The sequence below is a fragment of the Klebsiella sp. LTGPAF-6F genome (assembly GCF_001753185.1).
Classification (GTDB): domain Bacteria; phylum Pseudomonadota; class Gammaproteobacteria; order Enterobacterales; family Enterobacteriaceae; genus Klebsiella; species Klebsiella michiganensis.
Genome location: NZ_CP017450.1, coordinates 4414961 through 4426896, shown reverse-complemented (window position 1 = coordinate 4426896; position 11936 = coordinate 4414961). Strand labels below are relative to the sequence as shown.

The 11936-nt window shown below is 53.8% G+C and carries 11 protein-coding genes; 10 read left to right on the top strand and 1 reads right to left on the bottom strand.

Annotation, left to right across the window (positions count from 1 at the left end; genetic code table 11):
• Window positions 1–134: 134 nt before the first annotated feature.
• From nuoM to BJF97_RS20475, 9 genes are all read left to right on the top strand, one after another.
• A complete protein-coding gene (nuoM, locus tag BJF97_RS20515) occupies window positions 135–1664 on the top strand; it encodes an NADH-quinone oxidoreductase subunit M (RefSeq protein WP_004104059.1) in 1530 nt (509 codons plus the stop codon).
• A 6-nt stretch (window positions 1665–1670) separates the two neighbouring features.
• Window positions 1671–3128 carry an NADH-quinone oxidoreductase subunit NuoN gene (gene nuoN / locus BJF97_RS20510; RefSeq protein WP_004852828.1) on the top strand — a complete coding sequence of 486 codons (1458 nt, stop codon included), beginning with the start codon at window positions 1671–1673 and terminating at the stop codon, window positions 3126–3128.
• Window positions 3129–3329: 201 nt separating this feature from the next.
• Entirely contained in the window at window positions 3330–3881 is a 552-nt protein-coding gene (locus BJF97_RS20505) for a tyrosine-type DNA invertase (RefSeq protein WP_014839116.1), read from the top strand.
• 425 nt (window positions 3882–4306) lie between these two features.
• Window positions 4307–4843: a fimbrial protein gene (locus BJF97_RS20500; RefSeq protein ID WP_014230249.1), complete on the top strand. Its 537-nt coding sequence runs from the start codon at window positions 4307–4309 to the stop codon at window positions 4841–4843.
• A 62-nt stretch (window positions 4844–4905) separates the two neighbouring features.
• Complete coding sequence (locus tag BJF97_RS20495) at window positions 4906–5568, top strand: fimbrial biogenesis chaperone (protein WP_032694826.1); 663 nt, start codon at window positions 4906–4908, stop codon at window positions 5566–5568.
• A gap of 30 nt (window positions 5569–5598) precedes the next feature.
• Complete coding sequence (locus tag BJF97_RS20490; RefSeq protein ID WP_014230247.1) at window positions 5599–8148, top strand: fimbria/pilus outer membrane usher protein; 2550 nt, start codon at window positions 5599–5601, stop codon at window positions 8146–8148.
• A 19-nt stretch (window positions 8149–8167) separates the two neighbouring features.
• Complete coding sequence (locus BJF97_RS20485; RefSeq protein ID WP_014839113.1) at window positions 8168–9199, top strand: fimbrial protein; 1032 nt, start codon at window positions 8168–8170, stop codon at window positions 9197–9199.
• Window positions 9200–9211: 12 nt separating this feature from the next.
• Window positions 9212–9721 carry a fimbrial protein gene (locus BJF97_RS20480; protein WP_014839112.1) on the top strand — a complete coding sequence of 170 codons (510 nt, stop codon included), beginning with the start codon at window positions 9212–9214 and terminating at the stop codon, window positions 9719–9721.
• Between the two features lie 33 nt (window positions 9722–9754).
• Window positions 9755–10285: a tyrosine-type recombinase/integrase gene (locus BJF97_RS20475; protein ID WP_014839111.1), complete on the top strand. Its 531-nt coding sequence runs from the start codon at window positions 9755–9757 to the stop codon at window positions 10283–10285.
• A 46-nt stretch (window positions 10286–10331) separates the two neighbouring features.
• Here BJF97_RS20475 and rnz read toward each other — a convergent pair whose 3' ends face one another.
• Window positions 10332–11252: a ribonuclease Z gene (gene rnz / locus BJF97_RS20470; RefSeq protein ID WP_014839110.1), complete on the bottom strand. Its 921-nt coding sequence runs from the start codon at window positions 11250–11252 to the stop codon at window positions 10332–10334.
• Window positions 11253–11436: 184 nt separating this feature from the next.
• Between rnz and BJF97_RS20465 the strand changes: the two genes are divergently transcribed.
• Window positions 11437–11898, top strand: coding sequence for a GNAT family N-acetyltransferase (locus BJF97_RS20465; protein ID WP_004852808.1), 462 nt, complete (start codon window positions 11437–11439; stop codon window positions 11896–11898).
• The last annotated feature ends 38 nt before the right edge of the window (window positions 11899–11936 follow it).

The following is an 11936-nucleotide window of genomic DNA, read 5'->3' as shown; positions in this document are numbered from 1 at the left end:
CCCGACTTACAAGCAGTAGGCCCGGCAAGCATAGCGCTGCCGGGCAATAACACCCGCAATCCGAAGTGAATTTTCTGTGAGAATTCGTTGAAAATCGGTCCTGAACGGGACTTTAACAAGGAATAAAGATCGCCATGTTATTACCCTGGCTAATATTAATTCCCTTCATCGGCGGCTTCCTGTGCTGGCAGACTGAACGCTTTGGCGTGAAGATGCCGCGCTGGATCGCGCTGATCACTATGGGATTGACGTTTCTGCTTGGCCTGCAGTTGTGGATGCAGGGCGGCTATTCTCTCACGCAATCTACCGGTATTCCGCAGTGGCAGTCGGAATTCGTGATGCCGTGGATCCCGCGATTCGGGATTAGCATTCATCTGGCTATCGACGGTCTGTCGCTGCTGATGGTGGTGCTGACCGGGCTGCTGGGCGTGCTGGCGGTGCTCTGTTCATGGCGCGAAATCGAGAAATATCAGGGTTTTTTCCATCTTAACCTGATGTGGATCCTGGGCGGCGTGATCGGCGTATTCCTGGCTATCGACCTGTTCCTGTTCTTCTTCTTCTGGGAAATGATGCTGGTGCCGATGTACTTCCTGATCGCGCTGTGGGGCCATAAGGCTTCCGACGGTAAAACGCGTATCACGGCGGCAACCAAGTTCTTCATTTATACCCAGGCGAGCGGCCTGGTGATGCTGATATCCATCCTGGCGCTGGCGTTTGTGCACTTCAACGCTACCGGCGTATGGACCTTCAACTATGAAGAGCTGCTGAAGACGCCGATGTCCCACGGCGTGGAATACCTGCTGATGCTGGGCTTCTTTATCGCTTTCGCGGTAAAAATGCCGGTGGTTCCGCTGCACGGCTGGCTGCCGGATGCGCACTCTCAGGCGCCGACCGCGGGTTCCGTTGACCTCGCGGGGATCCTGTTGAAAACCGCGGCCTACGGCCTGCTGCGTTTTGCGCTGCCGCTGTTTCCGAACGCTTCCGCCGAATTTGCCCCCATCGCGATGTGGCTGGGCGTCATCGGTATCTTCTACGGCGCGTGGATGGCCTTTAGCCAGTACGATATCAAGCGTCTGATTGCATACACCTCCGTTTCCCATATGGGCTTCGTGCTGATTGCTATCTACACCGGCAGCCAGCTGGCTTATCAGGGCGCGGTGATTCAGATGATTGCTCACGGTCTGTCCGCTGCCGGCCTGTTTATTCTTTGCGGTCAGCTTTACGAGAGACTGCATACGCGCGATATGCGTCAGATGGGCGGTCTGTGGAGCAAGATCAAGTGGCTGCCCGCGCTGTCGATGTTTTTTGCGGTCGCGACCCTCGGGATGCCGGGTACCGGTAACTTCGTCGGCGAATTTATGATTCTGTTCGGCAGCTATAAAACCGTGCCGGTGATTACCGTTATTTCGACCTTTGGTCTGGTGTTCGCTTCCGTGTACTCGCTGTCGATGCTGCATCGCGCGTACTTTGGTAAAGCAAAAAGCGAAATCGCCGCGAAAGCGTTGCCGGGAATGTCCCTGCGTGAACTGTCGATCATCCTGCTGCTGGTCGTTCTGCTGGTGCTGCTGGGCTTCTTCCCGCAGCCGATTCTGGACACCTCGCACTCTGCGATGAGCAACATTCAGCAGTGGTTTGTTAATTCTGTTTCTACTACAAGGCCGTAATTCGCCATGACAATAACTCCACAACAACTGATCGCACTGCTACCGCTGCTGATCGTCGGCTTGACGGTGGTGGTTGTGATGCTCTCCATTGCGTGGCGACGCAATCATTTCCTCAATGCCACGCTGTCGGTTCTCGGCCTGAACGCCGCGCTGATATCACTCTGGTTCGTGGGTCAGAACGGAGCGATGGACGTCACGCCGCTGATTCGCGTTGACGGTTACGCGATGCTCTATACCGGGCTGGTGCTGCTGGCGAGCCTCGCCACCTGTACTTTCGCCTACCCGTGGCTTGAGGGTTACAAGGACAACAAAGAAGAGTTCTATCTTCTGGTGCTGATCGCCGCGCTGGGCGGCATTCTGCTGGCGGGCGCTAACCATCTGGCGGCGCTGTTCCTCGGCATCGAACTGATTTCGCTGCCGCTGTTCGGCCTGGTGGGCTACGCCTTCCGCCAGAAACGTTCGCTGGAAGCCAGTATCAAATACACGATTCTGTCCGCCGTTGCCTCTTCGTTTCTGCTGTTCGGTATGGCGCTGGTGTATGCCAACTCCGGTAACCTCTCCTTCCTGGCGCTCGGTAAGAGCCTGACGGATGGCATGCTGCACGAGCCGCTGCTGCTGGCTGGTCTCGGTCTGATGATTGTCGGTCTCGGCTTTAAGCTGTCGCTGGTGCCGTTCCATCTGTGGACGCCGGACGTATACCAGGGCGCGCCTGCTCCGGTATCCACCTTCCTGGCGACCGCCAGTAAAATCGCCATCTTTGGCGTGGTCATGCGCCTGTTCCTCTATATGCCGGTGGGCGACAGCGAGGCGGTACGCGTGGTGCTGGGCCTGATCGCCTTTGCTTCGATTATCTTCGGGAACCTGATGGCCCTGAGCCAGACCAATATTAAACGTCTGCTCGGCTACTCTTCCATTTCTCACCTTGGCTATCTGCTGGTGGCGCTGATTGCTCTGCAGAGCGGTGAGATGTCGATGGAAGCGGTGGGCGTTTATCTGGCAGGGTACCTGTTCAGCAGCCTCGGCGCGTTCGGCGTGGTGAGCCTGATGTCCAGCCCGTACCGCGGCCCGGATGCCGATTCGCTCTACTCCTACCGCGGCCTGTTCTGGCATCGTCCGATTCTGTCGGCGGTAATGACGGTGATGATGCTGTCTCTTGCCGGTATTCCGATGACGCTGGGCTTTATCGGTAAGTTCTACGTGCTGGCGGTGGGCGTGCATGCGCACCTGTGGTGGCTGGTCGGCGCGGTAGTGGTGGGTTCAGCGATTGGCCTCTACTACTACCTGCGCGTGGCGGTGAGCCTCTATCTGAGCGCGCCGGAGAAACTGAATCGCGATGCGCCGTCTAACTGGCAGTACAGTGCCGGAGGCATCGTGGTGCTCATCTCCGCGCTGCTGGTGCTGGTGCTGGGCGTTTGGCCGCAGCCGCTCATCAGCATCGTACAATTGGCTACGCCGCTGATGTAATGCTATCTTTAGCCAGAGAAAAGGATCGCTTCGGCGGTCCTTTTTTTATCTACGCAAAGGCGCCAGGCGCTTTCTTTACTCTTTTTCGTATTATTCATGCTTTTTATCATATTAATCTCACTTTACGTTTCCACTCATCCTCTTATTTTCCGTACTATTATTACTACGCACGCTATTGTGTTTTGTAGATGGAGAAAGTGAATGAAAACAAGACGTAAGCATTTGACTGTCGGGGAGGTTCAGCGTTTGGTTGAAGCGGCCAGGCGGGGAGCAAACCCGGAGCGCGATGTCTGTTTACTGTGGATGTGTTTTAATCATGGTTGTCGAGTGAGCGAAATTCGTCACTGGAAGCTCTCTGATATCGATATTCAAAGCGGGGTCATTTATATTCGTCGACTGAAGAACGGCTTTTCAACCACTCATCCTATTTATAAACAAGAGGTAAAAGTACTCAACGAATGGCTGCGCGTGCGTAATAATTATCCCGGAAATAATTCTGGCTGGCTCTTTCTGTCACGAAATGGCCAGCCTTTATCCCGGCAGAGAATATACCAGATGATGAAGAACCTGAGCCTCGTCGCCCAGCTGGAAATTAACGCGCATCCGCATATGCTGCGCCACGCATGCGGTTTCGCGCTGGCTAATAAGGGGGTGGATACGCGATTAATTCAGGACTTTCTGGGACATCGGAATATTCAGCACACGGTTATCTATACAGCCAGTAATGATGCGAGGTTTAGAGAGGTTTGGTAAACGGAATAGTCATTTTGTATCAAACTGACTCCTATGCTATCCACAGGTAGTAACAATGTCAATTTATGATTAACAATATTTTTTACTATTATTTTCATATAGTTATATTAAGTATAGGTGTCATTTATTTTTTAATTGTTTTAATTGGCTTTATGTATGGTTTGTTCCGCCTCTCATTCTTTAGCTTTTTATCGTGTTTATTGGGATTTTTCCTGATAAATATGAAATCAAAAACGCCTTCCCTGGCAATTTATATTCTAATTAATTGAAGTGGTCATATTGATACATAATGACCACTTCAAAATATTATATCCATTTCATGGGTCAATGTTTTGTTGCGTTATTAATATCAAACGTAAATAAAAGGATGCGCAGGGTATTGCGCTTATAAGTTAATGCATCGACTGCATTGAAAAGGATAAATCATGAAAAAAACATTACTTGCTGCTGTTGTCGCCGGTTGCGCGGCGTTCTCTGGTGCTGCGCTGGCGGATGACGGTCAGGTGAAGTTTATCGGCGATATCATCGATGCGGGCTGCGACGTGGTGAACGACCTGTCCAACCCGCTGGAAGTTCAGATGGGGCAGATTGCCAAGACCGCGTTTAGCGGTACGGGGTCTACTGCGGCTGAACAGAATTTCGCGATTAAACTGGAAAACTGCCCGACTACCGTCACCAAAGCATCGGTACTGTTCTCCGGCGCTAACGTCAACGGTGATAATGATAAACTGCAGCTGACCGGAGCGGGTACCGATCCTGCCGTTGCCGAAGGCGTGGCCCTGCAGCTGGTTGACGCCAGCAGCAACGCGACGCTGCCGCTCTATACGCGTTCTGCCAGCCTGACCATCCCCGCTACCGGCAATATCGATCTGCCGTTCCGCGTCCGTTATATCCAGACTGAAAGCACTATCGTTGCGGGTAAAGCTGACGGTACAGCCAACTTTACCATCAGCTATAACTAATTTTCCGTCTAAATGACAGTGTTAGCGAGCCCTATGTGGCTCGCTTTTCCAGGGAGCTGGAGATGCAAAAATACCTGAAAGTGCTAATAGCTGGATGGCTGTTGGTCGGCGCTGCGGCGCATGCGGGCGTGGTGACCGGCGGTACTCGTCTGATTTATCCCGGCGGTAAAAAAGAGTCCTCACTGAGCGTAACTAATAATGATGCTACGCCTTATCTCATTCAAAGCTGGGTTGAAAGTAATAAGGGCGCAGCCCCATTTCTGTTAACGCCGCCTTTATTTCGCCTTGAGGGCGAGCAGCAAACCCGACTGCGGGTAATTTACAGCGGCGGCTTACCGGAAAATAAAGAAAGTATGTTCTGGATGAACATCAAAGCGATTCCCTCCTCGCAGGCTAAAGCCGGCGCCAATACCCTACAGATCGCTATCAAAACGCGCATCAAATTAATTTATCGACCTAAATCCATTGAAGGAACGCCGGAGATGGTGACGGAGCAGCTTCGCTGGACGCGCAGCGGCAATACGCTACAGGTCATGAATCCCACCGCCTTTTATATGAATTTTGCCGAGGTCAAAGTGGGGGGCGCCGAAGTTAAAGAGGCCAATTGGGTAGGGCCGGGGGAAACGGCGCGCTTTCAACTGCCGGGCGTCAGCGCGGGCGCTTTGCAGTGGAAACTGATTAACGATTATGGCGGTACCGGCGCGCTGCACCACGCGAATTTGTAAAGGCTTTCAGGCCAGGGAGTTCCAGGGAAAATGAAAAATAATCATAATAAATGGCGGCTTAACCGGATAGCCGGCGCTCTGGCCGTTGCGCTGCTACCGCTGTGTGAAGATGTCCTGGCGCGGGAGGTTTTTAACCCGGCCCTGTTGGAAATGGACGGCCCTCATACGGGCGTCAGGGATTTATCCGCTTACGAGCAGGCTGGCGGACAGCTGCCGGGGACCTATCGGGTAGATATTTATCTTAATAACGTTTTTATGGACACCCGCGATGTGGTTTTTCAGCAGAGCAAAGGACCAGGAATAACGGAATTACAGCCTTGCCTGACGGTAGACGATCTGGCCGAATGGGGCGTGCGCGTCTCCCAATTTCCAGAGCTGGGCCGCAGAACGCCCGGCTGCGCGGATATCAGCGTGATACCGCAGGCAAAATCCGATTTTCGCTTCAGCCAGCAGCGCCTGCTATTGAGCTTCCCGCAGGCGGCGGTAGCCAGCGCCGCCCGCGGCTGGGTGGATCCGAAACAGTGGGATGAGGGGGTGCCGGCGATCCTGCTGAATTACTCCTTTAGCGGGGCAAATAACTGGTCACGTCAGAACGATGCGCCGGACAGCGATAACCAATACGTTAACCTGCGCCCCGGTATCAACGTCGGGCCGTGGCGTTTACGTAACTACACGACCTGGTCGCGCAGCAGCAGCGGGGGAGAGTCCAGTAATAGTTGGGACACGGTTTATACCTATGCGCAGCGCAACATCAAATCGATACAGGGGGTGATGACGCTGGGCGATAGCAGCACGGACGCCGACGTTTTTGAGGGCGTTCCCTTCCGCGGGGCGATGCTGGCTTCCGATGACGATATGCTGCCGGAAAGCCTGCGCGGCTACGCGCCCGTCGTTCGCGGGATTGCGCGCACTAATGCTCAGGTCATTATTCGCCAGAACGGCTATGAGATTTACCAGACCTACGTCGCGCCTGGCGCTTTTGAAATTACCGATATGTACCCGACCGGCGGCTCGGGTGATTTAGCCGTCACCATCAAAGAGGCGGACGGCAGCGAGCAGAACCTGATCGTACCTTACGCTTCTCTCCCTGTCCTGCAGCGCGAAGGGCGTCTGAAATATAGCGTGACCTCCGGCGTGTATCGCGCCTATGACAACAGCATTGACGAAACGCCCCTCACGCAGGCGACGGCAATTTACGGCTTGCCCTGGGGGTTAACCCTGTACGGCGGCGGCCAGTTTAGCAGTAAATATCAGTCGGTGGCGCTGGGAATGGGGAAAAACCTCGGTGAACTGGGCGCCGTATCGACCGATATCATCCAGGCCTGGTCGACCCGACAGGATAAAGATAAAGAGAGCGGGCAGTCGGTACGTCTCCGTTACAGCAAAGATCTCCCGGGTCTGGGAACTAACGTAAGCCTGGCAGGCTATCGCTATGCGACCAGCGGTTACTGGGATATGCAGGAAGTGCTGGATACCTATCGGGATGACAACTACACGCCTTCTATTGAACGGCGGCGCAACCGCGGGGAGGTAACGATCAGCCAAAGCCTTGGCGAAGAAATGGGATCGCTGTCGCTGAGCTATATCCGCGAGGACTACTGGAATACCAGCCGCACCATGGAGTCAGTGGGCGTCGGATACAACAACAGCTGGCGCGGCATCAGCTATAGCATGAACTACAGCTATAACCGCAATACTACCGACCAGAACACCGGTAAGCGTAATGACGAAGATCACCTCTTTGCACTGAGCATCAGCGTGCCTTTGGGGGAATGGCTACCGAAGCCGGTTTATGCCAACTACTCCCTGAACAGCAGCAAAAATGGCTCCACCAGCAACAATCTGGGCCTCTCCGGCACCTTGCTGGAGCGTAATAACCTGAGCTGGAGCGTGCAGGAAGGCTACACCAGCCAGGGAAGAGGGGAGAGCGGCAGCGTCAATGCGGACTGGCGTGCAACCTATGCTGAACTTACCGGCGGCTACAGCCATGATAAATACAGCCATCGGCTGAACTACGCCCTGCGCGGCGGAGCGCTGGTACATGAAAACGGCCTGACGCTGGGCCAGCCTTTCGGCGAAACCGTCGCTCTCATCAAGGCGCCCGGCGCCGCCGGCGTCGGCGTGAATAGCCAGACAGGGGTCAGAACCGACTGGCGAGGCTATACCGTAGTGCCTTACGCCTCGCCGTATCGTAAGAATATCCTGACGCTCGATACCACGACGATGCCGGACGATGTCGACCTTGAGTTGGCGACGCAGACGGTCGTACCAACCCGTGGGGCGGTGGTTCGCGCAAATTATGCCACCAGCGTGGGTAACCGGGTACTGATGACGGTACGCCAGGAGAACGGGCAACCCCTGCCTTTCGGAGCCATGGTCAGCGTCCCCGGGGCGGCATCCTCTGAGCAGGCGTTTATCGTTGGCGATGGCGGGCAGGTCTACCTGACCGGACTGGAATCTAACGGCGTACTCAACGTGAAGTGGGGCTCCGGGGCGCAAGAACGCTGCCAGATCCACTATGCGCTGCCGTCAGCAAAAGAACTTACCGGCATTATTGTGGCCCAGGCGCAATGCCGATAATCGAAAGGATGCAGAGACAATGAAACGATTTTCATGGGGAATATTAGCGGGCCTGGCGATCGCGCCGCAGGCGATGGCGGCAACCGGGTGGTGTCAGAATACCGGTAATGGCGGGGCGCCTTTTCAGGATAGCTTTTCATTTATTGAAAGCTTTACTAATCCCTCACAAAATCAGGCCGGAATGGAGTTTCCCCGTTTGTACCGCTGGAGTACCGGGGGAACCTACAAGGCAAAGTGTGATTGTGATAGCGCCAGCGGGGTGACGTATTTTAAAGCCACGGTGCCAGGCCTTACCGCGACGCAAAGCCGCAATGGATTAAATTATTACCAGCTAAATAAATACCTGGAAATTGCCACCGAGTTATTTATTGCCGGGGGTGTTAATAAATATATTCCTACGCCGATTGAGGATAAGAGTAATCAGAATAATCAAGGTTTTGCCTGTAATCCCGGCGGCGCCATTTTTGATACAGGGTCACTGGGATATATTTCGCTTTATTTTACCCGGCCTTTTGTAGGCCAGGTGACGATCCCTCCGACAGTTATCCTGAGTGTCTACGGGACGCGAAAAACCGGCAGCTACAGCGGTATCCCCCTGACGCAAATTTCAATGAGCGGGTCGGTAACGGTTCCACAGTCCTGTGAGATTAATACCGGTAAAGCGATTAATATTGATTTTGAGGATATTGCCGCCAACCATTTTAAAACCGCGGGCCAGATGCCGAAGGACTTCGTTCCGCATGTTGTTAATATGACGGTGGCCTGTACCAATATTTCCGCCGGGGTAAAAATCGCGCTGTCGTTCCAGGGGATGGCGGATACTAACGATAGCACTGCGCTGGCGACCACCAATCGCGACATTGCGGTGCGTATTGAAAATATTACCGGCGTCAAAATACCGGTCATTTCAGGTCTGCTGCCGGTCAATTTTAATTACCCGAGTCAGACCGGGGACACCACTATGAAAATTTATCCGATTAATACCACCGGGAATTTACCCAGCGGCGGAGGCTTTACCGCTACGGCAACCATTCAGGCAGAAATTGAATAGCAGGAGTAGATAATGAAAAAGGCGCTATGGCTGGCATTATTGCTGCCTGTTTTTTCATCCTCGGGTGGGATCCCTTTGAATATTAAAGGTAATATTTATTATCTCCCCTGTGACGTCAGTACCGACACGAAGTATCAAGAGGTAAATTTTGGCCCACTCCTGAATATTGACTTTCAAACGCCCGGCAACGCTTCAGAGTGGAAATCCTTTTACCTGAATGTCGAAAATTGCCCGGCGGGGACAACAAAAGCAACGGTGAAATTTGACGGCGTTATCGACGTTGATGATGCCAGACATTTCGCCAATATGGCCGCCAGCGATGCGGCGCAGAATATCGCACTGCAAATCACCAGTAGCGATCACTCTACTCTCTATAAAAATCAGGACCAGATGAGTATTGCTATCGACGGCAGTACCGGGAAAGGCGTATTCCCGCTGGCTGCCCGTTTATATTCAACCCGGGGTGGAGCAACGGTGGGTAAATTTGAGTCTATTGTACAGCTGACATTTACCTATCAGTAATTTTATTGTCAAATGGATGAAAAGGAATAACGTATGCTGGTAGATACGGAATATCTTAGCGTCAAGGACGTTGAGCGTCTGGTACTTGCTGCACATTATTGTGCGCACCCGGAAAGAAATAGCTGCATGATCCAGATGTGTTTTTTGCACGGTTGTCGGATTAACGAAATTACCGCCTTGACCTTGCGGGATGTCGACCTGTCGCGAAAACGGGTTTATATTCGCCGGGCGCGTCACGGTATCTCTGGGTATCATCCCTTACAACCCAAAGAGATTATCTCATTACAGCGCTGGCTGCTGGCCAGAGAGTGTTACCCGGCTCATAATGATTTGCTGTTTATCTCTTCCCGGGGCAATCAGATGACGCGCCAGCGTTTTTATCAAATTATTCGCGAGTGCTGCGAGCTGGCGAAGCTGAAGCAGAATATTCATCCCAGGATGCTGCGCCACGCGTGCGGCTATGAGCTGGGAAAAAAAGGAATTGATGACGACTCGATCCAGGATTATCTGGGCTATCGCAATTTAAAATCTATTCTGCGTTATAACAGCTATGCTGAAGAGTAATGGCTGGCGTATTCGCGGCGTCTCTCTGCCGCGGTACGCCGCTTTTTTATTCTACTCTATACGCCATGAAATCTTCCGCCAGCACGGTAGACGGAAATATCTCTCTGCACTCTGCCAGCAGACGCTGGCAGCCTTCTGCGTCATAGCGAGAGCTAAAGTGGGTGGCGATAAGCGTGCCGACGCCCGCGTCGTGCGCCAGCGACGCCGTTTGCTGGCTGGTTGAATGCCCGCGGCTGTTCGCTTTTTCCGCCATCGCCTGTTCGAGCGTCACCTCGTGAACCATGACATCCACGCCGCAGGCCAGTTCCCGCGCCGTCTCGCAGGGGGCGGTATCGCCGAAAATAGCCAGCTTCTTACCCGGCGTTGCCGGGCCGAGGTAGCGGCTGCCGTCAATCCGCCGTCCATCTTCCAGCTCAACCGTTAATCCCTGTTTTAAGCGCTGAAATAACGGACCGGGAGGCACGCCTTCGGCGATAAGCTGCGCGGCGTCAAGGGTGCCCGGCTTATCATGCTGTTCGATACGATAGCCGTAGCATTCGACCGGGTGGTTGAGCGGCCAGGCGGTGACCCGGAAGCCGGCTTCATCGAGCACCAGCCCCGGCCCGACTTCGATAATCGTCAGCGGGTAATCGGTCCAGGAACCGCTGAGGCGCAGCGCGGTTTCCACGAACGCTTTAAGCCCTTTCGGTCCGTACAGCGTCAGCGGCAGAGAATTACCCTGCATCGAGCGGCTGCACAGCAGGCCGGGGAGACCGAAGAGATGATCGCCATGTAAATGCGTAATAAAAATCTTATTCAACTTGCCGGGATGATAAGGGGTGCGCAGAAACTGATGCTGAGTTCCCTCCCCGCAGTCGAACAGCCACATCTCAGCCATTGTTGGCTGTTGCAAATTCAGCACTATCGACGTCATATTACGCGTACGGGTAGGCACGCCAGCGGATGTCCCCAAAAAGAGTAATTCCATCGTCCAGTGTCCTTAGGGCGTGAGTCAAAAAACAAAGTATACCCGTCATACTTCAAGTTGCATGTGTGTTGGCTGCACTCGTTCACCCCAGTCACTTACTCATGTAAGCTCCAGGGGATTCGCTCGCTGGCCGCCTTCATGCCACTTGAATTATTTAGGGTTAAAATCAATTAAGGAAGCGCAGATGATTACATGGCAGGATCTTCACCACGGTGAACTGACCGTCCCACAGCTCTACGCCGTGCTGAAATTACGCTGTGCGGTGTTCGTTGTCGAACAAACCTGCGCCTATCAGGACGTCGACGGCGACGATCTGGTGGGGGAGAATCGCCATCTTCTCGGCTGGCGCGGCGATGAGCTGGTAGCCTACGCGCGCATTCTCAAGAGCGATGATGAGTTTGAACCGGTGGTGATTGGCCGGGTGATTGTCAGCCAGGCGGTGCGCGGCGAGAAGCTGGGCTATCAGCTGATGGAACAGGCGCTGGCCAGCTGCCGGCAACACTGGCCGCAAAAGGCTATCTATCTTGGCGCCCAGGCGCACCTGCAAAAATTCTACGCCAGCTTCGGTTTTGTTCCGGTGACCGAGGTTTACGACGAGGACGGCATCGACCATATCGGCATGGCCTTCGAAATCGCCACCCACTAACCGCCGCGCTCATTAAAAGCCGCTCCCTCATCGTGGGT